At 47.7% G+C, this 24,927-nt stretch carries 25 protein-coding genes; all 25 read left to right on the forward strand.

Annotated elements, in window-relative coordinates; all coding sequences use genetic code 11:
- A partial coding sequence (locus tag AWV70_RS15835) for an ATP-binding cassette domain-containing protein (RefSeq protein WP_153010015.1) occupies positions 1–336 on the forward strand: 336 nt, incomplete at its 5' end.
- The gene (locus AWV70_RS15840; protein WP_060209228.1) at positions 314–1,021 is read left to right on the forward strand and encodes an ABC transporter ATP-binding protein; all 708 of its coding nucleotides are present in this window, start codon (positions 314–316) and stop codon (positions 1,019–1,021) included. The genes AWV70_RS15835 and AWV70_RS15840, both read left to right, overlap by 23 nt.
- A gap of 13 nt (positions 1,022–1,034) precedes the next feature.
- The gene (locus AWV70_RS15845; protein WP_060209232.1) at positions 1,035–1,895 is read left to right on the forward strand and encodes a branched-chain amino acid ABC transporter permease; all 861 of its coding nucleotides are present in this window, start codon (positions 1,035–1,037) and stop codon (positions 1,893–1,895) included.
- Between the two features lie 4 nt (positions 1,896–1,899).
- Entirely contained in the window at positions 1,900–2,892 is a 993-nt protein-coding gene (locus AWV70_RS15850) for a branched-chain amino acid ABC transporter permease (RefSeq protein WP_060209234.1), read from the forward strand.
- Positions 2,889–3,944 carry a 3-oxoacyl-ACP synthase gene (locus AWV70_RS15855; RefSeq protein WP_060209237.1) on the forward strand — a complete coding sequence of 352 codons (1,056 nt, stop codon included), beginning with the start codon at positions 2,889–2,891 and terminating at the stop codon, positions 3,942–3,944. Before AWV70_RS15850 ends, AWV70_RS15855 begins: the two co-directional genes overlap by 4 nt.
- Positions 3,916–4,815 carry an alpha/beta fold hydrolase gene (locus AWV70_RS15860; RefSeq protein ID WP_060209239.1) on the forward strand — a complete coding sequence of 300 codons (900 nt, stop codon included), beginning with the start codon at positions 3,916–3,918 and terminating at the stop codon, positions 4,813–4,815. The genes AWV70_RS15855 and AWV70_RS15860 overlap by 29 nt, the downstream gene beginning before the upstream one ends.
- Before the next feature lie 13 nt (positions 4,816–4,828).
- Positions 4,829–5,569, forward strand: a complete 741-nt coding sequence (gene fabG / locus AWV70_RS15865; RefSeq protein ID WP_060209242.1) for a 3-oxoacyl-ACP reductase FabG — start codon at positions 4,829–4,831, stop codon at positions 5,567–5,569.
- Positions 5,570–5,587: 18 nt separating this feature from the next.
- On the forward strand, positions 5,588–7,063 hold the full coding sequence (locus AWV70_RS15870) for a class I adenylate-forming enzyme family protein (RefSeq protein ID WP_060209244.1): 1,476 nt from the start codon (positions 5,588–5,590) through the stop codon (positions 7,061–7,063).
- A 142-nt stretch (positions 7,064–7,205) separates the two neighbouring features.
- Complete coding sequence (gene flaG / locus AWV70_RS15875) at positions 7,206–7,577, forward strand: flagellar protein FlaG (protein ID WP_060209247.1); 372 nt, start codon at positions 7,206–7,208, stop codon at positions 7,575–7,577.
- A 15-nt stretch (positions 7,578–7,592) separates the two neighbouring features.
- Positions 7,593–9,083, forward strand: a complete 1,491-nt coding sequence (fliD, locus tag AWV70_RS15880; protein WP_060209250.1) for a flagellar filament capping protein FliD — start codon at positions 7,593–7,595, stop codon at positions 9,081–9,083.
- 73 nt (positions 9,084–9,156) lie between these two features.
- Entirely contained in the window at positions 9,157–9,558 is a 402-nt protein-coding gene (fliS, locus tag AWV70_RS15885) for a flagellar export chaperone FliS (protein ID WP_060209253.1), read from the forward strand.
- Positions 9,498–9,908, forward strand: a complete 411-nt coding sequence (locus AWV70_RS15890) for a hypothetical protein (protein WP_153010016.1) — start codon at positions 9,498–9,500, stop codon at positions 9,906–9,908. The genes fliS and AWV70_RS15890 overlap by 61 nt, the downstream gene beginning before the upstream one ends.
- A 189-nt stretch (positions 9,909–10,097) precedes the next feature.
- The gene (locus AWV70_RS15895; protein WP_060209257.1) at positions 10,098–11,579 is read left to right on the forward strand and encodes a methyl-accepting chemotaxis protein; all 1,482 of its coding nucleotides are present in this window, start codon (positions 10,098–10,100) and stop codon (positions 11,577–11,579) included.
- A gap of 57 nt (positions 11,580–11,636) precedes the next feature.
- Positions 11,637–12,020 carry a PilZ domain-containing protein gene (locus AWV70_RS15900; RefSeq protein WP_060209259.1) on the forward strand — a complete coding sequence of 128 codons (384 nt, stop codon included), beginning with the start codon at positions 11,637–11,639 and terminating at the stop codon, positions 12,018–12,020.
- A 125-nt stretch (positions 12,021–12,145) separates the two neighbouring features.
- The gene (gene hpf / locus AWV70_RS15905) at positions 12,146–12,709 is read left to right on the forward strand and encodes a ribosome hibernation-promoting factor, HPF/YfiA family (protein ID WP_060209261.1); all 564 of its coding nucleotides are present in this window, start codon (positions 12,146–12,148) and stop codon (positions 12,707–12,709) included.
- A 317-nt stretch (positions 12,710–13,026) separates the two neighbouring features.
- Complete coding sequence (secA, locus tag AWV70_RS15910; protein ID WP_060209264.1) at positions 13,027–15,531, forward strand: preprotein translocase subunit SecA; 2,505 nt, start codon at positions 13,027–13,029, stop codon at positions 15,529–15,531.
- Between the two features lie 268 nt (positions 15,532–15,799).
- A protein-coding gene (gene prfB, locus AWV70_RS15915; RefSeq protein WP_153010018.1) for a peptide chain release factor 2 occupies positions 15,800–16,901 on the forward strand; the annotation gives its coding sequence in 2 pieces (ribosomal slippage) (positions 15,800–15,871 and positions 15,873–16,901; 1,101 coding nt in all).
- A gap of 418 nt (positions 16,902–17,319) precedes the next feature.
- The gene (gene cccB / locus AWV70_RS15920; RefSeq protein WP_060209267.1) at positions 17,320–17,640 is read left to right on the forward strand and encodes a cytochrome c551; all 321 of its coding nucleotides are present in this window, start codon (positions 17,320–17,322) and stop codon (positions 17,638–17,640) included.
- 334 nt (positions 17,641–17,974) lie between these two features.
- Positions 17,975–18,661 carry a cell division ATP-binding protein FtsE gene (ftsE, locus tag AWV70_RS15925; RefSeq protein ID WP_060209269.1) on the forward strand — a complete coding sequence of 229 codons (687 nt, stop codon included), beginning with the start codon at positions 17,975–17,977 and terminating at the stop codon, positions 18,659–18,661.
- Positions 18,651–19,535 carry a permease-like cell division protein FtsX gene (ftsX, locus tag AWV70_RS15930; RefSeq protein ID WP_060209272.1) on the forward strand — a complete coding sequence of 295 codons (885 nt, stop codon included), beginning with the start codon at positions 18,651–18,653 and terminating at the stop codon, positions 19,533–19,535. Before ftsE ends, ftsX begins: the two co-directional genes overlap by 11 nt.
- Positions 19,536–19,631: 96 nt before the next feature.
- Complete coding sequence (locus AWV70_RS15935; protein WP_235588706.1) at positions 19,632–20,918, forward strand: murein hydrolase activator EnvC family protein; 1,287 nt, start codon at positions 19,632–19,634, stop codon at positions 20,916–20,918.
- A gap of 184 nt (positions 20,919–21,102) precedes the next feature.
- Positions 21,103–21,756, forward strand: coding sequence for a hypothetical protein (locus AWV70_RS15940; RefSeq protein WP_060209277.1), 654 nt, complete (start codon positions 21,103–21,105; stop codon positions 21,754–21,756).
- Positions 21,749–22,348, forward strand: coding sequence for a peroxiredoxin family protein (locus tag AWV70_RS15945; RefSeq protein WP_060209279.1), 600 nt, complete (start codon positions 21,749–21,751; stop codon positions 22,346–22,348). Before AWV70_RS15940 ends, AWV70_RS15945 begins: the two co-directional genes overlap by 8 nt.
- A 71-nt stretch (positions 22,349–22,419) precedes the next feature.
- Positions 22,420–23,862 (forward strand): S41 family peptidase, encoded by a 1,443-nt coding sequence (locus AWV70_RS15950; protein ID WP_060209281.1) that lies wholly within the window; start codon positions 22,420–22,422, stop codon positions 23,860–23,862.
- Positions 23,863–24,059: 197 nt separating this feature from the next.
- On the forward strand, positions 24,060–24,927 hold an 868-nt coding region (locus AWV70_RS15955), incomplete at its 3' end, for a PDZ domain-containing protein (protein WP_160327671.1).

Consider the following 24,927-nt stretch of genomic DNA (forward strand, 5'->3'; position numbering starts at 1 on the left):
CAATTATCCCACGGGGAGAAACGGAAGCTTGAAATCGCAATGCTGCTTGCGCTCGATACGGAAGTGCTGTTGCTCGATGAACCGACGGCTGGCATGTCCCTCGAGGAAGTACCAGCGATATTGGACGTCATCCGGAAAATTAAACAGACGGGTGATAAGACGATTTTGTTAATCGAACACAAAATGGATATGATTTTGGATTTATCGGATTCCATCATGGTGCTCTTCAACGGCAAGCTGCTGGCGGACGGAAGCCCGAAGGAAATTATGGACAATGAAACCGTACAAAATGCGTATTTGGGAGGCCTCTACGATGAAAACCTTGCTGAAAGTTGATGGCATCCATACGCATATCGGCCAGTACCATATCCTGCAAGGCATTTCATTCGAAGCGCGTGAAGGGGAAGTAAGCGTGCTGCTTGGTCGGAACGGCGCCGGAAAGACGACGACATTGAAGACGATTATGGGCTTGACCCCGGCTTCAAAAGGGGCCGTCCAATTCGATGGACAGGAGATTACAAAAAAGGCGACATACACGATCGCAAACGCTGGGATTGGCTATGTGCCTGAAGATCAAGGCATCTTCGGGGATTTGACTGTGGAAGAGAATATGAAAGTTGCCATGCGCAAGGAAGACGAAGCGGCGTTCGCGCGCCAGGATTATGTGCTGGGGCTTTTTCCGGATTTGAAGAAATTTTGGAAGAAGGACGGTGGTCATTTATCTGGCGGACAGAAGCAAATGCTTTCAATGGCGAGGGCGTTCGTCAATGACAGCAAGCTGCTCCTCATTGATGAACCGTCGAAAGGATTGGCGCCGATCGTCGTCGAGAAGGTGATGGAAGCAATTACTGAAATGAAGAAAAGCACGACAATTGTGCTAGTGGAACAGAATTTCATTATGGCAAGCCGGATCGGCGACAGGTATACGCTCATCGACGACGGGGAGACGGTCCATGCAGGGGATATGGCAGATTTAATCCGCAACGAAGAAATAAAACGCAAATACTTAGGAATCGGATGAAGGGGGCTGCACGATGGAATTACTTATCAATTTGACAGTGAACGGTTTGGCGACGGGCATGCTCATCTTCCTTCTCGCTTCCGGCTTGACGCTCATTTTCGGACTCATGAGTGTGCTGAATTTCGCGCATGGCGGGCTGTTCGCATGGGGGGCGTTTTCGGGTGTATGGTTCTATACAATATCAGGAAGCTTCATCATCGGCATTCTCGGCGCCATCCTTACAGGAATCATTCTAGGTTTCATCACCGAAAAACTGATCATCACGCCGGTGTACGGCAATCACGTCCAGCAGATCCTCATTACGCTCGGCTTCATGCTTGTGCTTGCTGAAATGCTGAAAGTCGTTTGGGGACCGAATCAAATCGCGGCAAAAGTGCCGTCGTATTTGGCGGGGAGCTGGGAATTCGGGGACGTCCTCATCATTAAATATCGGCTGTTCATCATCATCGTCGGCTTCGTCGTGTTTGGCATTTTCCAATACATGCTGCAGAAGACGAAAATCGGTTTGATTGTCCGGGCGGGTGTCATGGATAAAGACATGGTGCAGTCGCTCGGCATCAATATTAAGCGCGTTTTCTTGTACGTCTTCATGGCGGGGGCTGCGCTTGCGGCGTTGAGCGGTGTTCTGTTTGCGCCGTATTCAGGTGTCATCTATGCGGAAATGGGCTTTGAATTTGCGATTTTGGCGTTCATCGTCGTTGTTATCGGCGGGATGGGCAGCTTTCCGGGCTCGTTGTTTGCCGCCATTTTGGTCGGCCTCGCGGGAAGTTATATGGCGTATTACGTTCCCGCTCTATCACTAGCGGTCAATATGTTGCTTATGGCAATCGTATTAATATTCCGTCCGCAAGGGCTTTTCACGGCAAAGGGGTGACGGCATGAAAAACAAATTTCAATGGAACAACTTGTTTCTCGCAATCATTGTGATTGTGCTAGCCGTTTTCCCGCTCGTTTCGGATTCCAGGACATGGACGATTCTTTTGACACAGATATTCATCTTTTCGATTTTGGCGATGAGCTATGATATTTTGCTTGGCTATACGGGTATCGTCTCATTCGGGCATGCGATGTTCTTCGGGATGGGGGCGTATACGACCGCCGTCATGCTAAAACGAATGGAGCCGACAATCGGCGTTTTCATCCTGTCGATTGTGTGCGGGATGCTGCTCGCGGCCTTGATCAGTTTCTTCATCGGACTGATGACGCTGCGGCTGAAAAGCCATTTCTTCGCAATGCTCACATTGGCCGTTTCGGGACTGTTTCTAGTGCTCGCGGAAAAATGGCGTACGGTGACGCACGGGAATGACGGCTTTACGTTCAAGGCACCCGAGTTTTTCAAAGACCGGATGATGTTTTATTTCGTAACGCTCATCTGTCTTGTGCTCGTCTATTTGCTATTGCGCAGGTTCGTCAACTCGCCATTCGGACGCGTCTTGGTCGCGATAAGGGAGAATGAACAGCGGACAAAGTCGCTCGGATTTAACACATTGCATTATAAAGTCATCGCGTCCGTTGTCGCTGGCGTCATTGCCAGCTTGGCGGGATCGCTCTACGCGGTTTCTCTGCGATTCGTCAACACAAGCGTACTGACGATGGATATTACGCTTGATGCGTTGCTCATGACGATCATCGGCGGCGTCGGAACGCTGATCGGCCCGATTGTCGGTGCAGGTGTCATCGAATTGGCCCAGCATTATTTATCCGGCCTTGCGAAAGAATATCCGATTTTTGAAAGATGGATCATTTTCTTCGGAATCGTCTATATCCTGGCAGTCATCTTCTTCCCACGAGGCATCGTCGGGACGGTACGCGAGAAGTTCTGGAAGCGTAAAACGAAAACGCGTCCGCTCGGGAAGGAGGAAGTCTCATGACGACTGTCGGGATTGTTAGTACGGGCACGTATATCCCATCGACTAAAATGACTGCTGGGGAAATCGCGGAGCGGTCCGGTTTGCCGATCGACGTCGTGAAGACGAAGATGGGGATTACGGAAAAACCGATTCCCGGTGAGCATGATCATACCGTCGCAATGGGTGTATGGGCGGCACGCGAGGCGCTTTGGAAAGGGCAGGTTGACCCGAAGGAAATTGACGTCATAATCTATATCGGGGAAGAGCATAAGGAATACCCGTTATGGACAGCCGCCATTAAAATGCAGGAGGAGCTCGGTGCCTATCACGCATGGGCATTCGATGTCGCGCTCCGCTGCGGAACGGCAATTATGGCGATGAAAGTGGCGAAAAGCTTGATGCTTGCTGATCCTGAAATCCGGACGGTCCTTCTCGCTGGTGGCTATCGGAACGGGGATTTCATTGATTATGAAAATGAAAGGACTCGCTTCATGTTCAACTTGGCGGCAGGGGGTGCCGCGATGATCTTACGGCGTGATCATCCTGAGAACATTGTCTTGGAGTCCGAACTCATTACGGACGGATCCTTCTCGGAGGATGTCGTGGTTCCTGTCGGTGGAACGAAAAAGCCGCTGACTGTGGAAGATCTCGACAACGGCCTTTACCGTCTGGATGTCTTGGACCCGATCGGCATGAAAGCGCGGCTTGAACAGAAGTCAATGGAAAATTTCTTGAAGGTCATCCGTAGTTCATTGGAAAAAAGCGGACTTACGGAGAAGGATATTGATTACCTCGCAATCTTGCATATGAAGAAGTCGGCGCATGATTTTGTTCTGCGGGAGCTCGGTCTGAATGAAGAGCAATCGGTTTATTTACATGAATACGGGCATATCGGGCAAATGGACCAAATTTTGTCTTTAGAGCTTGCTCAAAAGGAAAATAAATTGAATGATGGAGATATCACCGTTCTCGTCAGCGCAGGAATCGGTTACGCATGGGGGGCGATTACGGTGAAATGGGGAAGAAGTGAGGGGGAGAAGGAAAATGGCACTTCAAAAAGTGGGACTGAATAAAGTGACCTTGGCGAACAATGAACAGATTGCGTATCGGGAACGGGAAGGCGGCGAGCAAATCGTCATCCTCGTCCACGGTAATATGACGTCGTCGAAGCATTGGGACGTCCTAATTGACGCATTGGATCCAAAGTATAAGGTATTTGCGCCGGATCTGCGAGGTTTCGGGGAATCAACATATAACGAAAGAGTGACAGGCATCCGCGATTTTTCGGAAGACCTGCACGGATTCATCGAAGCGTTGGGCTTGAAAGATTTCCATTTAGTCGGCTGGTCGACGGGCGGCGCGATCTGCATGCAATACGTGGCAGATCATCCGGGCAAATGTGAAAAGCTTGTATTGCTCGCATCCGCTTCGACGCGTGGTTATCCGTTTTTCGGGACGAAGGAGGATGGCAGTCCGGATCTCGAACATCGTCTCCAAACGATCGAGGACGTCGAGCAGGATGCTGGCAAGACAATACCGATGCAAGGATTGTACGATACGAAAAACCGGGACGGGCTGAAAGCAGTCTGGAATGCAGTGATCTACACGCATAATCAACCGGATGCAGCGAAATACGATGAATATGTTGATGATATGCTGACGCAGCGAAATTTGGCAGATGTATATCATTCATTGAACACATTCAATATTAGTCCGCATCATAACGATGTCAATGAGGGAACGGACCAAGCGAAGGATATCGATATCCCAGTGCTCGTCTTGCGAGGGGACCGGGACTATGTCGTCACTGCACAAATGACAGAAGAAATTATGGAAGACCTGGGCGACAATGCGGCGTTCATTTCACTTAAAGATATGGGCCATTCGCCGTTGGTCGATAATTTGGATAAACTGACGAAAACAATTGAAAACTTTTTGGCGTAAGGGAGCTGACAGCGTGAGACTATCGGGGAAAGTGGCAATCATCACAGGAGGGGCGAACGGAATCGGCCTTGCTGCGTGCGAGCGCTTCGCGGAAGAAGGGGCTTCCATCGTGATGGCTGATTTTGATGAGAAAACAGGAAAAGAGCAGGAATCGGTTTTAAAGGAAAAAGGCTATGACGTTACATTTGTGCAAGTCGATGTCGTCGACCGTGAAAGCGTCGCAAGCCTAGTGGAACAAGCGCTTGAGCAATACGGAAAAATCGATGTGCTGATCAATAATGCTGGCATCACGAAAGACGCGACACTCCTGAAAATGGATCCCGCAGATTTTCAGCGTGTGCTTGACGTCAATCTGACAGGCGTCTTCAACTGTACACAAGCAATCGCACCTCATATGATTTCGGCAGGTGCAGGGAAAATCATCAATACGTCTTCCGTCAGCGGCGTGTATGGGAATTTCGGCCAGACGAATTACGCAGCGACAAAAGCGGCGGTTGTTGGGATGACAAAGACATGGGCAAAGGAACTTGGCCGGAAAGGCATCAATGTCAATGCTGTGGCGCCTGGTTTCACGGCGACGGCGATGGTGGCAAAAATGCCGGAAAACGTCGTCAAGCAGATGGCGTCGGCTGTTTCATTGCAGCGGCTTGGTAAGCCAGGGGACATCGCGAATGCGTATCTGTTCTTGGCAAGCGCAGAATCGGACTATGTCCATGGGCACGTTTTACAGGTAGACGGAGGCATAATGATGTAAGAGAAGGAGGGGTTCCGCGTGTTCCATGAGCATGGCTGGATATTGAAAAGGGCCGCACTGTCCGCGGAACGGCCTGCATTGATCGACGTCCATTCGGAAACGTGCTGGACGTACGTGGATTTGAAAAACAGGATCACGCGCTGGGCATCCTTTTTCCAGGCGCAAGGCTATGCGCGTGGGGAGCGCATAGCCGTCTACTCCCCGAATAGTCCGGAGCTCTTCGCCGTGCTGTTCGCTTGCGGATTGCAAGGACTCATCTACGTCCCTCTCAATTGGCGATTGAGCCAATTTGAATTGCAGAGTCTGCTCGATGACTCCGCGCCTGCCTTGCTTCTCTTTCATGATGACTATGAAGGTCGGATCGGCGGATTGAACGTGAAGGACTCAATTTCACTTTCCGTCATCGAGACGGTGTCCGCGTCTGCGAACTGGCAGCCGATTAATCAAGGCAACCGTTCCGACACGTGGATGATCATCTATACAGGCGGCACGACCGGGTTGCCGAAAGGGGTCATGCTTTCGCACGATGCGGTCAACTGGAACGCGTTGAACACGATTGCAAGCTGGGGATTGTCCGGTCGTGATACGACGATCAATTACATGCCGCTTTTCCACACAGGCGGGTTGAACGCGTTGTGCCTCCCATTGCTCATGGCGGGTGGAACAGTCGTCGTCGGCAATCAATTCGAACCGACGGAAGCGCTCAAGGCGACAGACAAATACGAAGCGACGATTTCCTTGTTCGTTCCGACGATGTACCAGTTGATGACCGGGACAGCGTACTTCCGGCAGTCCTCCTTCCCTTCAATGGATGTCTTCCTGTCCGGCGGCGCACCTTGTCCGCAGACGGTTTACCATTCCTTCCGCGAAAAAGGGCTGCGATTCAAGGAAGGGTATGGTTTAACGGAGGCGGGTCCGAATAACTTTTTCATTACTCCCGAAGTGGCGACGGGAAAAATCGGCTCAGTAGGGAAAAGTATGCTGTTCAATGAGGTGCAAGTGCTGGACGAAGAGGGGAATCACTGTGTTGCAGAGGAAATCGGCGAGTTGTACGTAAAAGGCCCGCATGTGTTCACGGGCTATTGGAATAAACCATCCGAAACAGGGGAGGCGCTTAGGGACGGATGGCTCCGGACGGGGGATTTGGCGAAGGTCGATCGGGATGGAGATGCTTATATTGTCGGCAGAAAGAAGGATATGATCATTACCGGCGGAGAAAATGTGTACCCGCAAGAAGTGGAGCAGTGTCTCATCACTTGTTCAGGGGTAAGGGAAGCTGCGGTCGTAGGCACGGAAGACGATGTATGGGGGGAGAAAGTCGTTGCATTTGTGACGATAGGGGAAGATTGCACTGTTGACGAAGAAATGCTGATTGCACATTGCAAGGGCTTTTTGGCTTCGTATAAAATCCCGAAGCAGTTCATCATCGTGTCCGAGCTTCCGAAAACGCACGTCGGAAAGGTCGATAAAAATGAATTGCTGCGATTGGCTTGAAAATTGGCGGGTGACCTTAACCGGTTGCTGCCTTTTTTTCATTTCCAATAATACGGTTATTTTACCCGAATCCACTCAACTTTCTTGGGCAGCGGCCGATATAAGGAGCAATGGGATTTTTACATATAGGGAGGTTGGGAGAATGGTTGGACGCATTGGAGGAGCGAACGGCACGCAGCAATTGAGCGCAAACATGGAAAGCGCAACGCCGGACAGGGGAGTCGCGGTAGCGGAAGTGCAGGCTGTCTCCGTACAAAACGAACAGCAAGCAGGAGAAGAACGTCAACTGCCCGTTGAAAAAGCGCAGCAGATGACCGATAGTATGAATAAGTTCTTGGAAAGCGTGAACACGCAACTACGATTTAAATTGCATAATGAATTAAAGGAATACTACGTGACAATCGTCGATTCGAAAACAGACGAAGTGGTCCGAGAGATTCCTTCGAAAAAACTGATGGATGTCTACGCAGCAATGAAGGAGTTTGTCGGATTGCTCATCGACCGAAAAATTTGAGGAGGTTACTAAAACATGCGAATTAGTGGATTAGCGACAGGAATGGATACGGAACAGATTATTAAGGACATGATGACAGCGAATCGGATTCCTTTGGACAAGATTACACAGAAGAAACAGTACTTGGAATGGCAATTGGCTGACTATCGGGCTGTGAACCGCAATTTGTTCGATTTTAGCCAGAGTACACTCAGCAATATGATCTTGTCAACGAATTTTACGGCGAAGACAGTGAGTGTTTCGTCACCTGATCATGTTGCTATTAAGAACCTGACATCAACAAGTGATTTTTCAGGCACAATTGAGATCCATCGATTGGCTAAGAATGCCACATTACAAGGCACCGAGGAAATTAAGTTTACAGCAGATCAATCGGAGAAGACGACATTAGATAAGTTGGGGATATCTGGCACTGAAATTAAGATTTACGCAATTGATAAAGAGGGAAAAATGCCCTCTGAACCAGTGACAATAAAATTTGATCCAACAAAAGATACTATTAAATCGGTAGTAGAGGAAATTAACAAGAAAACCGGGGTAAATGCTTTTTATGATTCTTTTACTGGGAAAATTGGTTTGACTGCCAAGAATAGCGGAAAATCCGATTCTGGTAATGAAATTGTCGTAGAAGGGGACTTAGCGACGTCTTTGGGTATAAGTGGGGACTCATCTAGTAAAGGTACTGCAGGTGTCAATTCCGAATTCACATTCAATGGCCTAAGAACTGAACGTTCTTCAAACACTTTCCAAATTAATGGTTTCGAAGTAAATCTAAAACAGGTTACCGAACCCGGAAAAACAATTTCATTTAACTCTGCTCCGGACACTGAAAAAATCTTCGAATCGGTCGTCAAATACGTCGACGAATATAACAAACTCATCGAAGACTTGAATAAGCAAATCCGGGAGCCTAAATATCGGGATTTCCAACCGCTATCTGCGGAACAGAAAAAGGACATGAAAGAGAAAGAAATTGAGCTTTGGGAAGAGAAAGCGAAAAGTGGTACGTTGCGCAATGATGCCGAAATCACCTCAATGCTTACAAAAATGCGGACTGCGTTGATGGGTTCGGTGAACGGAACATCTTTGAAAGATATCGGTATTACAACATCATCCGCATATTTAGATAATGGTAAATTGGTCATCAATGAGGAAGAGTTGAAAAAGGCAATTGCTGAAGATCCAAATAAAGTACATGAGCTATTTGCACGCGACGCTAGTAAAGATGCAGATCCGACCAAAAATATTGGGTTAGCCCGGCAATTACGTACTGCGGTTGATGAGGCACAAAAGTCCATCGCCAAGCGGGCAGGAAAAGTCGGCGATGTGAATGACACATTTACATTGGGTAAAAACTTGGATGCTATGAACAAGCAGATCGAACGTTTCGAAGAACGCTTGCGCATGACAGAAAACCGTCTTTGGAAGCAGTTCACAGCCATGGAGACGGCGATTCAGCGAGCGAACGCGCAATCTGCAAGTCTTATGAGTGCATTAGGTCAATAATCTTTAATTCATCAACCAGTAAGAAAATGATTCTATTTGCTTCGATAGAATCTCTAAAGGAGACATGCAATTAATGGCAATTAATAATCCATATGCAACGTATCAGAACAACTCTGTGAATACATCGACCCCTGGCGAATTGACGCTTATGCTGTATAATGGATGCTTGAAATTCATTCAACAGGCGAAGAAGGCAATGGAACAAGGCAACATCGAGGAAAAGAACACGGCGACACAAAAGGCGCAAGCCATCGTATCCGAGTTGATGGTCACATTGGATATGTCCGTTCCGGTTTCAGAGAACATGATGGTGCTTTATGATTTCGTCAACAACCGCCTTGTCGAAGGAAATATAAAAAACGACATCGCGCTTTACAACGAAGCCGCTGAAATCATTACGGAGTTTCGCGATACTTGGAAACAAGTGATTCAGATCAATCGTACGAAGCAGTACGCGAATACGGACGAAATATGATCCGGCCGGCGATGATCCGGTGGCAGGAAACGACGAAGCAGCTCCTGTCCGCAACAAGCCGCACCAAGGCAGAGCAGCGGGACGCCCTCATCGATGAAGTTAATCGGTTGCTTGATGAAAGGGATGCCTTGCAGACGGAAATAGCCGCTCCTTTCACACCGGAAGAAGAGACGTTGGGAAAGGACCTTGTCGCACTCGAAAAAGAGGTCTCTGCTGCCCTTAATTCTTACTTGAAATTGATACGTTCCGACATAACAGCTTCCCAGTCTAAGAAAGAACATGTTAAAAGCTATGTCAATCCATATGGTAAGGTGGCCCGGGACGGGACTTTCTATGATACGAAACAATGATAATAGGATTTTTGATCGACGAAGGAAAGAATAATTTCTCCTTCGTCTTTTTTTGTGCGCAATTTGATTCCTAATCAACATAACTGCTTCCAAGACCTCAGCACCATTTTCATATGGAACAATTTTACTATTCGTGATACATTGAAAATAGAGACAAAAGATTACTTGAACCAATAAGGGGGAAAGAAAATGGGAGCAGCACATGTGGATAAATTAATGCAGGAGCAATTTGCAAAGAAGAATTTCATATTATTCATCACGCTCGGTGCGTCAAGCTTCATCGGTGCAATCTTTTATTTTATGACCGGCCAGGATGCGCTAAAGACGATCAGCATGACGATACCGATGACAACATCAATCGTCCTTTATCTGTTATCACGGAAATTCGTCTTTATTGAAAAGCTATTTCCATTGGTCATCATTGGAATTACAGCAGCGGCAGCCGTTTTCAACGGAATTGTCGGAGATCCTTCCATTGCGACGGCGGGCATTGCGTTTTTCATTGCAGGAATCGCTAGCGTCCACGTATCGATGTGGATCCTGTCTTATGGTTTTGTCATGTCCATGTTTGTCCTGATCGTGTTTTTGACGAACTACCCTTACCAGGAACAGATTGCGTCAAGCAAAGGGAGCATGATCTTGCCGCTCGTTCTCATGGCTGTCGGATTGCTTATCCAAATTAGGCAGACAAAGAAACTGGAAACACGTGTGAATCAATTCACGGCGGAGCAGGCCGAACTTGCAATGGAAGAGGAACGGAAACACCGCAGTTTGAATGAAAACGTCGAGCAAGTAGCGAAGGATCTAATGTCGATTGGCACGACTGCTGAGCAGCATCTTGCCTCCCAGCAGGAATTGCTTGGCATTATGAATACGATTGCAGTGGGCGTGGAGCAGGAAGCCGAGCAGATTGGCAGGATCGCTGAAAATGCCGAACGGACACAGACCGATGTGTTGGATATGCGGAATGAGACCCAATTGATGGTTGCGGAAGCCTCGGAATTGCGCAGTGAGTCTGATGAAGTTGTCGGCTTGATGCGCAATGTGCGAACCGGCATGGAGGAGGTCGAGCAGCTGTTGAATGAATTGAATAGTTCATTTGGCGCACTCACCCACAATATCGAACGGACAAATGCGCTTGCAAAATCGATTGCGACAATCACTGAGCAAACGAATCTTTTGGCTTTGAATGCATCAATCGAGGCGGCGCGCGCAGGAGGTCACGGAAAAGGGTTCGCAGTCGTGGCGGAGGAAATCCGAAAGCTTGCCAATCTGACAGCCGAAACGTTGGCGGAAATCAATGGCAACTTGAACGACGTCAATACGATGAACGGCCAGTCGCAAACTAATTTGGCAGCCAGCACCGGAAAGTTGAAGTCGCAAGGCATGATGACTGTTCAAGCGGAAGAGAAAATCGAGTTGATGCATCAAACGTTGGATCGGCTTCATCGGAAATTCGGGATGTTTGATTCCAAAATGAAGGTCGTTGCGGAAGAGACAGCAGATATCGGCGAAATGACAGGTGCATTCGCTGATCTTCTTGCGCAATCAAGCGCTTCCCTCGAAGAAGTGAATGCCACTGTCCATGCGACTGTCGCCGATAATGAACGGATCGTTAAGACTTTGGACGGGACGATGAGAAGGACGAAGGAATTGGCTGAAGTTCGATAATTCTCCCCAGATTTGGTATACTGAATATAGGGAATAGATAAGGAACGGAGTGGTGAAATGCTGTATAAGCGCCATGAGTATTTCAGGCATTCATTCGGGATTCCGCTGGATGCGACATTTCGGATTGTTGTCGGGGAAGGTGCGACGAAGTCCAATCCGGGAAACTGCATATTGCTCGATATCAGCCCGGGTGGCACGAAAATCGCAACGGATTTCAATTTGCCTTCGGAGATGGGACCGGTTTCTTTGCGGCTCAACTTCATCCTTTTCGAAACGCCGATCGAGATCGAAGGAAAGGTTGCTTGGAAAAAGCAATCCGTCGGCGGTTTCCAATACGGTATCGATTTTGTTGAAGACCCTTCCATCGCAAAGTTGATCGTCGATGAGCTGAAGCTGCGTAGGCGGACGGAAGTCGGATCGGCCGACGGGAAGAAAAGCTGAAAAACTCCCAACGTGATGAATTCGTCACAATTCGACAAGATTTTAATTTTCCTTCGAATAAAAGAAGGAGATTAGAATATAGATGTAGAAGTATACATTAACGGTTAATTAAAGGAGGAGTTCATATGCTAGACTTTAACATCCGAGGGGAAAACCTTGAGGTAACTCCGGCAATTCGTGAGTACGTCGAGAAGAAAGTATTGAAGCTCGAAAGATACTTCACAGAGGGCGCGAACGCAACAGCCCACGTAAACCTGAAAGTGTATAACGACAAACAGACTAAAGTGGAAATTACAATTCCTATGAAGAATTTGACTCTTCGGGCAGAGGAGCGCCATGACGATATGTACGCGGCAATCGACTTGATCGTCGACAAGCTCGAACGTCAAATCCGGAAATATAAAACTAGAGTAAACCGCAAATTCCGTGAACGCGAAGGCGTCGCAGCTTTCCTGCAATCCGTGGAGAAGGAAAGGAACGGCAATGAAGAACAGGTGAGCGAGGACTCTGAATTTGAAGTCGTCCGCACAAAGCAATTCGATTTGAAACCGATGGACCAAGAGGAAGCCATCCTTCAAATGAACATGCTCGGCCACAGCTTCTTCATCTTCACAGACGCTGAATCGGACGGAACACACATCGTCTACAAGCGTAAAGACGGAAGATACGGTTTGATTGAAACAAATTAAATTGACCCGCATTTCCCCCCGGAGAAATCCGGGGGTTTTATTATGGATAGAAACATGCCGTCATGCATCTTTTGCGGTGTTTATGCGTCTTATTTAAAGGTTTATGAGAGTTTCATCGAATTTATGCGTACTTCATTGGCATTATGCGTAATGAAAAGCGTTTATGAACATATATGGGACTTTATGCGTTTTTGGTGTTCAGCAACGCCATAGAAAAACGATTTTTCAAAAAACCTGTACGAATCTACCTCGACTATTTGCACGGTGCTTTTCAGAGTGTTAAAATGAGGGGTGAACTTAATGAGGATGTGACCTAAATGCTTGGCGTATTGAATAAAATGTTTGATCCGAATAAAAGAGATTTGAAACGTCTAGACAAGATTGCAGATAAAGTTGAAGAGCATGCAGCTGAAATGGAGCGGATTTCCGACGAACAACTGAAAGCGAAAACGGCAGAATTCCAAGAGCGTGTTGCGAATGGCGAGGCGCTTGAAGACATACAGCCGGAAGCGTTCGCGGTCGTCCGTGAAGCTGCCCGCCGCGTGCTTGGCATGTATCCGTTCCGTGTACAGATCATGGGTGCGGCTGCTTTGAATGAAGGGAATATCGCGGAAATGAAGACCGGGGAAGGGAAAACGTTAACGTCGACTCTTTCGGTTTATTTGAACGCGCTTGAAGGCAAGGGCGTCCATGTCGTGACGGTGAACGAATACCTCGCGAGCCGTGACGCGACGGAGATGGGCGAGCTATTCGAATTCCTTGGCATGACAGTCGGCTTGAACTTGAATAGCCTGTCGAAAGAAGAAAAGCGCGAGGCGTATGCGGCGGACATTACGTATACGACGAATAACGAACTCGGGTTCGACTATTTGCGCGACAACATGGTTTTGTATGATGAGCATAAAGTGCAGCGGCCGCTTCATTATGCGGTCATTGACGAAGTCGACTCCATTTTGATCGATGAGGCGCGTACGCCGTTGATCATTTCTGGGCAAGCGTCGAAGTCGGCAGAGCTATACCGCTTGGCGAACCGTTTCGTCATTACGTTGAAAAAGGAAGAAGATTATTCCTATGACGAGTCGACAAAAGGTGTCGTTTTGACAGAATCGGGTATCGAAAAGGCGGAGAAAGCTTTCGGCATCGAGAACTTGTTCGACTTGAAGCATGTTACGTTGAACCATGCCATCAACCAATCGTTGAAAGCGCATGCGAGCATGCATATCGACGTCGATTACGTCGTTCAAGAGGGCGAAGTGGTCATCGTCGATTCATTTACGGGACGTTTGATGAGCGGTCGTCGTTACAGCGATGGCTTGCATCAGGCAATCGAGGCGAAGGAAGGCCTTGAAGTCCAGAATGAAACGATGACACTCGCGACGATTACGTTCCAGAACTTCTTTCGGATGTATGATAAGCTGTCCGGAATGACGGGTACTGCGAAAACGGAAGAGGAAGAATTCCGTAATATTTACAATATGAATGTCATCGCCATTCCGACGAACCGCCCAATTGCGCGGGATGACCGACCGGATTTAATTTACGCATCATTGGATGGGAAATATAAGGCGGTTGCCGAGGATATTAAGGACCGCCATAAAAAAGGACAGCCGGTTCTCGTCGGGACAGTTGCAATTGAAACATCAGAAATCATATCGAATTTCTTGAAAAAATACGGCATTCCGCATAATGTATTGAATGCGAAAAACCATGGCAGTGAAGCGGAAATCATTTTGGAAGCGGGGCAAAAAGGCGCCGTCACCATTGCGACGAACATGGCAGGCCGTGGTACGGACATCAAGCTTGGTGAAGGTGTTCAAGAAGTCGGCGGGTTAGCGGTCATCGGTACGGAGCGGCACGAATCACGCCGTATCGACAACCAGCTGCGTGGACGTTCAGGTCGTCAAGGGGATCCGGGTGTGACACAGTTCTACTTGTCCCTTGAAGATGAATTGATGCGCCGTTTCGGTTCCGAGCAAATGAAGGGCATGATGACGAAGCTAGGTATGGACGACACGACGCCGATCCAATCGAAAATGGTGTCGCGTTCCGTTGAATCTGCACAGAAACGCGTTGAGGGGAATAACTTTGATTCCCGGAAACGTTTGCTGCAATATGACGATGTGCTCCGTCAACAGCGTGAAATTATTTATAAGGAACGTAATGAAGTGCTTGCGTCCGAAAATATCCGTGAAGTCCTTGAGGGCATGTTGACGAATGTCATCGATCGTGCTGTTGCAATGCATGCACCTGATGAGAAAGAGACGGAATGGAAATTGAAAGGCCTTGAAGATTTCCTAGGCGCGAACCTCCTTCCGGAAGGCCGGTTGACGGTGAAGGACATGGAAGAAAAATCCGAAGAGGAATTAAAATCAATGATTCACGATGCGGTCATTGAACGCTATAATGAGAAGGAAGCCGAAATGTCAGAGGACCGGATGCGGGAATTTGAAAAAGTCGTCCTTCTACGTGCGATTGATTCGAAATGGACTGACCATATCGACGCGATGGATCAGCTGCGTCACGGCATCCATTTACGTGCATATGGCCAGACCGATCCACTACGTGCCTATCAATCGGAAGGTTTCGCCATGTTTGAGGAAATGGTGGAGGCCATCGAAAATGACGCTGCGAAATATGTCATGAAGGCAGAAATCCGCAACAACCTCGAACGCGAGGAAGTAGCGAAAGGGCAAGCCGTCAACCCGAAAGAGGACGGAGAAAAAGTGACGAAAAAGCCGGTGCGCCGCGCTGTCAACATCGGCCGGAATGATCCGTGCCCTTGCGGAAGCGGCAAGAAGTACAAAAACTGCCACGGCAAATGATTGCCTGGCACAACACGCAACAACTTGACTTCCCATCAGCGAGCAGGATTATCCATGCTTGCTGATGGAAGTTTCATTTATGTCACTTCAAATTTTGAAGTAACCTGGATTGAAGCGAAAGGCGGCGACTCCAGCGGGAACAGCACGGGATGAAGACCCTGGACTGAGCGCAGCGAGGGAAGCGGCTGAGGCCGTGCCCGTGGAAAGCGTCCGCCTGTAGCGGAAATACTATTCGACACATTTTTTTATTTCAGGAGGAACAACTATGATAGAATTATCCGATGTACGGAACGAGCTTGACAAAACAGCTAAGAAATTAGCGGACTTCAGGGGGTCTCTTTGACTTAGAAAACAAAGAGGCACGTATGCAGGAATTGGATGAAGTGATGCTGGAGCCAGGCTTCTGGGATAACCAGGACAGCGCGCAAAAAGTCATTTCAGAATCAAATGCACTGAAAGCGTCAGTCGGTTCATTCCATGAATTGAACGACACGCAGGAAAACTTGGAAATGACGCTTGAATTGCTTCGCGAAGAAGCCGATGAAGAACTTCAAGAAGAACTGGTTTCCGAGTTGAAAGAGTTCAAGAAGAAAATGGAAGACTTCGACTTACAAATGCTATTGAGTGACGAGTTCGACAGCAGCAATGCCGTTCTTGAAATCCATTCTGGCGCAGGCGGAACGGAGTCCCAAGACTGGGCTTCCATGCTACTCCGCATGTACCAACGTTGGGCTGAAGATCAAGGCTATAAAGTGGAGACGCTTGACTATCAAGCCGGGGATGAAGCAGGCGTGAAGTCCGTGACGCTATCCATCAAAGGCCATAATGCATACGGCTATTTAAAAGCGGAGAAAGGCGTCCACCGTCTCGTCCGCATTTCACCATTCGATTCTTCGGGCCGTCGTCACACATCCTTCTCTTCTGTGGAAGTGATGCCTGAATTCGATGGTGATATCGACATCGAAATCCGTACGGAAGACTTGAAAATCGACACGTACCGTTCAAGCGGTGCAGGCGGTCAGCACGTCAATACGACGGATTCCGCAGTACGGATTACGCATATTCCGACTGGCGCAATCGTGACGTGTCAAACGGAACGTTCACAGATCAAAAACCGTGAGCGTGCGATGAACCTCTTGAAAGCGAAGCTCTACCAAATTAAGGTGGAAGAGGAAGAGGCGCGTTTAGCTGAAATCCGGGGTGAGCAGAAGGAAATCGGCTGGGGAAGCCAGATCCGTTCCTACGTGTTCCATCCATACTCCATGGTGAAGGATCACCGTACGAATGAGGAGTCAGGTAACGTCGGCGCCGTCATGGACGGGGAAATCGATATGTTCATCAACGCCTATTTACGCTCGAAAATTTCATAGTGAAACGTAAAAAGTGCACTTCGGTGCGCTTTTTTGTTTTATTCACAAGTGTTCACATGCTGTGTCGGCGATATCGATCATTTCCCGGCGGATATCGTTCATTTCCCAATAGTTATCGATCAATTGAGCCGACTTATCGTTTATTTCCCGACAGTTATCGATCATTTCCCAGTATATATGATCATTTCGGGACTAATGACTCATCGAATCCGCTCTCCACTACCGACCAAAAAGGTTTGAAAATCCGATTTACGGCAATAGTAAAAGGTAAAGGTCAATGAGATACATCCGCTTGGTGAAAAACTTTCCAATTTGTCATCAATTTGATAAAAATGGGTGCCTGCCCTTGCGGTGTATAATCCTGATCCTTTGGTATACTAGGGACTGTAGGATACATTTTATGACGGGAGGAAACAATATGAAGAACAAGCTAGTAGCAGTCATGTTTGGCGCGGCTCTTGTACTTGGTGCATGCGGCGGCGGCAACGACAATGCCGGTGAAGGAGATACGGCTGCAGTTGACGCGGATAAGGTTTTCCAGAATAGCTGCGCAAGTTGTCATGGCGGTAATCTTGAAGGACGTGGATCTGCTCCGGCATTGGCGAACATTGGCTCCGAGCTTTCCGAAAGTGAAATCCACGATATTATCGAAAACGGCACATCGAACGGCATGCCTGGCGGATTAATTCAAGGTGAAGACCTGGATGCAGTCGCAAAATGGCTTGCTGAAAAAAAATAAGTGTTGTGAAAAATGCAATGGGTCATAACTGGCCTGTTGCATTTTTTTGTTGAATAAAAAGTGGGAATTCATTGCCAAACTATTGCATGGACATTACAAAGGAAAGCGGTTCAAACGCAAAAATGAATGCTTTAAATCAAATAAACTATAGATATTTTTATAGTGAAAAAGGGAAGAGGGCGCATAATGTCGATTCACCGTCTTTCGAAAAAACAGCTGTTGAATTGTGTCAGACCAAATGAAACATATCTGTAATACTAAGCAAGCCTATACATGTTATAATAAATTTGTCGGCAAAAAATGTGGAAGACAATACGATTCAGGTGGTTTTAACATGATTATGATGAAAGATGTTTATAAGAAATACCCGAACGGGGTCGTTGCTGCAAATGGCATCAACGTCGAAATTGCTCGAGGCGAGTTCGTTTATGTCGTTGGGCCGAGCGGAGCGGGGAAATCGACGTTCATTAAAATGATGTATCGCGAGGAATCCCCGACAAAAGGCGACATCATTATAAACGGCATTAATCTAGCAACGTTAAGGAATAAGAGAGTTCCTTATTTAAGAAGACAGATCGGCGTCGTCTTCCAAGACTTCAAACTGCTTCCTAAATTGAATGTTTACGAGAATGTCGCGTTCGCGCTTGAAGTGATCGAGGAATCGCCGAAGCAGATCCGCAAAAAAGTGAATGATGTATTGGCACTGGTCGGATTGACACAAAAGGCGAGGATGTTCCCGAACGAACTGTCGGGTGGGGAACAGCAACGGGTTTCCATTGCGAGATCGATTGTCAATGTCCCGAAGGTCGTCATTGCGGACGAGCCGACAGGTAACTTGGATCCTGATACATCTTGGGAAATCATGAAGATATTTGAACAGATAAATGCACGCGGCACGACAATCGTCATGGCCACGCATAATAAAGAGATTGTAAATACAATCAGACATCGGGTCATCGTCGTCGATGGCGGAATGATCACGAGAGATGAATATGAAGGGGTATACGATTATGAAGGCTAGGACGATGGGGCGGCATCTCAGAGAGAGTCTGAAAAGCCTCGGCCGGAACAGCTGGATGACGTTCGCCTCTGTCAGTGCGGTTACCGTCACGCTCCTGCTCGTCGGTGTGTTCATCGTTATTATGATGAACTTGAACCAATTGGCGGATAATCTAGAGAATGACGTGGAAATCAAAGTCATCACGGAACCGGCGGCAGATGCCGAGGCTGTGAAAATATTGGAAAAGCAAGTCCGGGAAACATCCGGTGTAAGTGAAGTCATCCATGCGACAAAGGATGAAGAATTAGATAAGATGATCAAATCCTTCGGGGATGAATTGAACCTTTACAAGCAGAGCAATCCGTTAGGAGACGCTTTCTATGTAAAAGCGGCGGATCCCCAGAAGACAGCTGAAGTCGCCGAGGAAATTGCTACGTACGACAATACAGATCAAGTTGTCTACGGCGAAGGAAAAATCGAGAAATTGTTCAATGTGCTCAATATGAGCCGAAACATTGGAATGGTGCTCATTCTTGCCCTGCTATTCACTGCGATGTTCTTAATTTCAAATACGATCCGTCTCACAATTGTTGCGAGAGGACGAGAAATTGAGATTATGAAACTTGTAGGTGCAACTAATAGTTTCGTACGGATTCCGTTCGTACTGGAAGGTGTTTGGCTGGGCGTACTCGGAGCGATCATCCCGATGGTCGTCATTTCCGTTTCGTATTATGAGCTTTATTCGCAATGGCAGCCAAGATTGCAGAACGAATTATTCCAATTATTGAATGCAACACCTTTCATTCTTCAGGTGAATGGCCTTCTTCTTTTCATGGGCGTGTTTATCGGAGTATGGGGCAGTTTCATGTCTGTCCGCAAATTTCTTAGAGCCTAATAGGCTGTCACGAAAGTGGGGAATGCTGTAGTCCCCAGCGAGTCCGATAGTGAATGAAACAACCTGCAGCAGTAGCTTAAAGGGGGAAATAAGAAGTTGAACAAGCGTAGATGGATTATGGCGAGTTTTGTCATTGTCCTCCTGATGGCCTCGGTTGTAGGCGAATCAGGGGCTTTGGCGAGTACATTGAGCGATTTGAAGAAGGAACAAAAGCAAAACCAACAGAAAAAGCAAAATCTGAAAACCAGCATGGAGAATAAAGATAATGCAATCAAGGCGACAAAGAATGAAATCCAAAAGTTCTTAAACCAAATCAGTGCATTGAATAAGGAAATCGAAGAAACGAACGCGAACATCAACCGCGTCATCGATAAGATCAACAAAACGAATGAAGAAATCGAAGCTTTGAAGGAATCCATTGCAGATCTTGAAAAAAGAATCGCTGAACGCGATGTCGTTCTTCGGGAACGCGTACGTGCAATGCAAGTGAAGGGCAGCGATGTAAGCTACATAGACGTTCTGCTTGGAGCAAACAGTTTCGCTGATTTCATCGACCGTTTTTCCGCAGTTACAACACTGATGGATGCGGACCGTGATATTATGCGTAAGCAGCAGGAAGATATTGAGCAGCTTGAAGCTGAAAAGAAGCTCGTCGAAAAGAAACTGAAAGAGTTGGAAGAAAGCAAAGCGAAGCTTGATAAGCTGAAAGCGAATTTGAAAGCTAGAAAACAAGAAAAAGGTAAAGTGATTGATCAATTGGAAGCGGAGCAGGAAAGGCTTTCTGAAGAAAAGAACCAATTGGAAGAAGAACTTCATGAAGCAATTGAAGTAGATGCACAGTTGGAGAAAAAAGTAATTGCTGAACAGAAGCGTATCGCGGAAATCGCCCGTAAAGAGGCAGAACGCAAACGGAAAGAGCAAGAGGCGGCTGCGGCAGCTAAACCAGGCTCATTGCCACATGTATCCAATGGCTTCTGGACGAAACCTGCCAATGGCCGATATTCATCTTCATTCGGTTGGAGGATGCACCCGATCTATCATACAAAACGTCAACATCGTGGAGCGGACCTCGCCGCACCGATTGGAACACCGGTCGTAGCGGCTGGGGACGGAGTCGTTTCGTATGCCGGACAGATGGGCGGCTACGGGAATGTCATCATGATTACCCATTCAACGAACGGCAGTATTTTCACGACAGTTTACGCACATCTATCGAAAATCGGCGTCAGCAGTGGACAAGTTGTTGACAAAGGCACATATATCGGAGCTGTCGGCAATACGGGAGCATCCACGGGTCCTCACTTGCATTTTGAAATGCACATCGGGAACTGGACAGCATCCGGTCCGAGCGCTGTGAATCCATTACGATATGTTTCATTTTAACTAAAACCTGTAGGAACTGTACCCTGATTGGTCGTCAATCGGAGGTGCAGTTCCTTTTTTCGATAATGCGATACTTCACAAAGTCTTCCCATTTGTCCGCGATACTGGAGGCATTATGCTCGCAACGTCAATGTTTTTCCATTAGCATTATCCGTATAAGGATATCAAAGGGGTTTAAGCTCGAATGACTGTCACCAAACTGTTCTTAATCGGCAATTTAACAGTGCCTTCCACGTGGATTGCTTTCATTGCTGCCTGTATTCTTTCATATATTGCTATTCGGCTGAAATACGGGAAGAAGCCCGCGAATCGGTTCGGGGACGCGATTTTTTATCTCATCCTTATATGGAAATTATCAGTGATCATTACGGATTTCAAAATCGTCATCCATGCACCGTTCGCGCTTCTTTACTTCAATGGAGGACTTGTCGGATTCATCCTTGGATTGGCTTTCGTGTTGTTCCGTACATGGCTTGACTGGTGGAAGAAACGGATTGATAAGGATATGCTCGTTGCTTTATTCATCGGCGCAGTCTCCGTCCAAGCCGTCTTCCAAGTGGCGATGGTGCTGTTGAATAAAGGAAACTTGTTCGCATCTATCGGAACGGTTGTCGTCTTTCTAGTTCTATTACTTTTCAATTGGAAAAACGTAGGTCTAAACGGAAGTCATATCGTTCAGCTTTCAATGCTATTTATGGCAGCACATGTCTTTGTCGCTGCCATCCAGCCGAAAGGTTTGATGAATCCGCCGCTTCTCGTAACGATATTGATCGGGGTGTTTTTCATTATGCTGTTTTTGAAGGAATCAACATTTGAACGGGGGAAACAGGATGAATAAGAAAGTGATCGGTTACGTAATCGCTGCATTGCTCATTGGATCGATGGTAGCCATTATGATCAACCAAAATGTGAAGAAAGCGGATCCAATTGATAAATCCAGCGTCCTGATCCAATCGAAGGATGGAACGGAAGGAACTACTGCCGAAGGTGACGTCGGATTGGACTTTGGCAACCTCCCGCCTGACTTCGAATTGGCGACATTGGACGGCGAGATGCTCAAATTGTCCGAACTGAAAGGGAAAAAGGTTGTCCTAAATTTCTGGGCAACATGGTGCCCGCCATGCAAGGCGGAAATGCCGCATATGCAAAATTATTACCAGAATTCCGCAGAGGATGACAACGTGGAAATCGTCGCTGTCAATTTGACGAGCAGCGAAAACCGTGGCGTGAAAGTTGTCCAGGAATTCAGTGATTCCTACGGTTTGACGTTCAAAATTCCATTGGATGAAACGGGAATTGTCGGGGAAGAGTATCAAGTGTTTCAAATTCCGACGACGTATATGCTGAATACGGATGGAACCATTTCCCAAATTGTTAAAGGGCCGATGGATGAATCGACTTTGCAAATGCTTATCGACGATTTAGATTGAAGAAAGCCGGATTTCTGTTGTCGTAACATGCCCATTCCGTTCATATAGTGGACGGAGGAGGGATGTTATCGATGCGCAGAAGCCGGTTTTTCGTTTTTGCGATACTAGCGGTAATGGCGGCAAGCGTATTTCTACTGTTGGACGGTTGCTCCGCGGATAAAGGGAAAAGGGCGGATTCGGTGATGAAAGGGGCTTTCCCTGTCATTGACGAAGCGTATGGCATCATTCAGGAGAATGCGGTGTACCCGGTGGAAGGGGACAGGCTCATTGAAGGGGCTTTGCGCGGCATGGCAGATGTTATCGGTGATCCATATTCCACATATTTATCGGAAGAGGAAGCCGCGGCACACAGAGAATCGCTCGCCGGGGAAAAGGTCGGAATCGGTGCGGAAATCACGAGGTCTGGCGGAAGATATATCATTGTCTCGCCAATTAAAGGATCTCCAGCCGAGAAAGCGGGCTTGCAGCCTTATGACGAAATTGTCCGCATCAACGGGGAGGCGCTCGGGGGCTTAACGTTGCAGGAAGTCATCAAGAAAATCCGGGGCAAAGAAGGGACTGCCTTGGACATGACGATTTACAGGCCGGACTTGAATAAGCATCTTGAATTGAAAGTGATGCGTGAAGTCATTCCTGTAAAAACAGTGACAGCTGAATTGATGGAGGAAAGGGGCACGAAATTCGGTTACATAGCGTTGACGATGTTCGGTGATGAAACGGCGGCCGAATGGAAAAAGGCGACCGATGACATGATCAAAGGCGGAGCAGAGGCGCTCGTGATCGATGTGCGCGGCAATCCGGGCGGCTATTTGCGGGCTGTCGGAGAGGTTGCCGGAAGTTTATTGCAGGATGACACGGTCTTCGCATACATGCAAAACGCGAAAGGCCAATTGACACCGCTCGTTGTAGAGCCTTCAGAGAAATTCAATTTTGATGAAAAACTGAAAAAAATACCGATCGTCCTGCTTCAGGATAAAGGGAGCGCATCTGCTAGTGAAGTGTTGAGCGGCGCAATGAAGGACTTGCGAAGAGGGTTCATTATCGGGCAAGTTAGCTTCGGCAAAGGGACCGTCCAAGATACGATGGAGCTTTCGAATGGCGGTGAAATGAAGTTATCCACACATAAATGGCTGACACCGAAAGAGACATGGATTCACGGGAAGGGCGTAAATGTCGACTTGGAAACCGAGCAAAGCAAGCTGTTCACCGAGCATATCCGTTTCTCGACTGACGTCTATGCAACCGGCGACTATCACGAAGATATCGCCTACGGACAACGGCTTCTGTCCGGCCTCGGCTATAAGCTTGAACGGGATGATGGCTACTTTGACGAAGCGACCGCCCTTGCCGTCCATGAGTTCCGAGTCGATGCAAAAGTATCGCCAGAAAGCATCATGGACCGTAAATTCTTCGCGGCGATCCGCGAACACGTTGAGAACTACCGAAAAGATAAAGCAAACGACAAACAGCTGCAAGTCGCAATCGGCTACGTGCATCATTTGTTGAACGACTGAACTGAGAAGGGCTCAATAAATCGCTCAAGGGCCCCATTAACTTCCATCTTTCTATGCTCCCTGCTTATTGGCAGGGAGTTTTTTACTGCGCAATTAGGAGGAAGTGAGAGAATTTTTTCAGCCGTCTCACACGCGAGCCATTTCTTTTGATACAATAGGGAATAATCATGTTTTCGGGGATGGGATGGTGACGTTTGATGAGTGAACAAGTACTAGTGGATCTGTTACAAGCTATTGCACTATTTTTCCTGAATCCCGTTTGGTTGATTGCCATAGTGGCGGCGGTCGGGTTAGGGTATTTCCGGGTAAAGCGGGAACGGCGCAGCTTCCTCGTGCGACTTCACCCTGGCCTGACGGAAATGAAAAGGCTGCTCGCTGAATCATGGTTGCCTGCGTTGATCCTATCGATCCTCCTATCTGGAATCGGCTTGACTGTCGATATCGGCTGGATTGCACTGTTTTCTGCAGTCGCTATTTTATCGATGATTTCGTTCTATTATCAGATTGCATCGCCAATCTATTTTGCAGCAATCGCATTTTTCGGTTTGTATGCGTTTCAGCAATGGGGTCCCGACTTTGGGTATCGTGGGTGGACGCCGGGCGACATCGATCTGTTCGGCGGCATGGCGCTGACGGTCCCTGTCATCGCAGGACTTTTCCTCATTGTCGAAGGGCTTCTTGTCCGCCGGCATACTGCGGATTACGCCTCTCCGTTCTTGACGAAGACGAACCGCGGATTGCGGGCCGCTGCGTATAAATCCAAGCGGCTTTGGCTATTGCCGATCGTGTTTCTCGTGCCGGGAGATTTCCTGTCGGGAATCGCGCCCTATTGGCCACAATTTACGCTGGGAGCAACCGCGTTCAGCTTTCTCCCTGTTCCGATTGTAATCGGTTTTTCCCAAGTCGCGAGAGCAAGCTTTCCGGATATGTTATTCCCGAAAATTGGACAAGCGATTACCGTCATTGGTGTCATTGTCGTTGTAGTAGGGGCATTAGCTTGGTGGATGCCGATTCTTGGTTGGGCGGCGTTGCTCATCGGCGTTATCGGAAGGGCGATGCTGACGA

It is taken from the genome of Sporosarcina koreensis (assembly GCF_001531445.1).
GTDB classification, from domain to species: Bacteria; Bacillota; Bacilli; order Bacillales_A; family Planococcaceae; genus Sporosarcina; species Sporosarcina koreensis_C.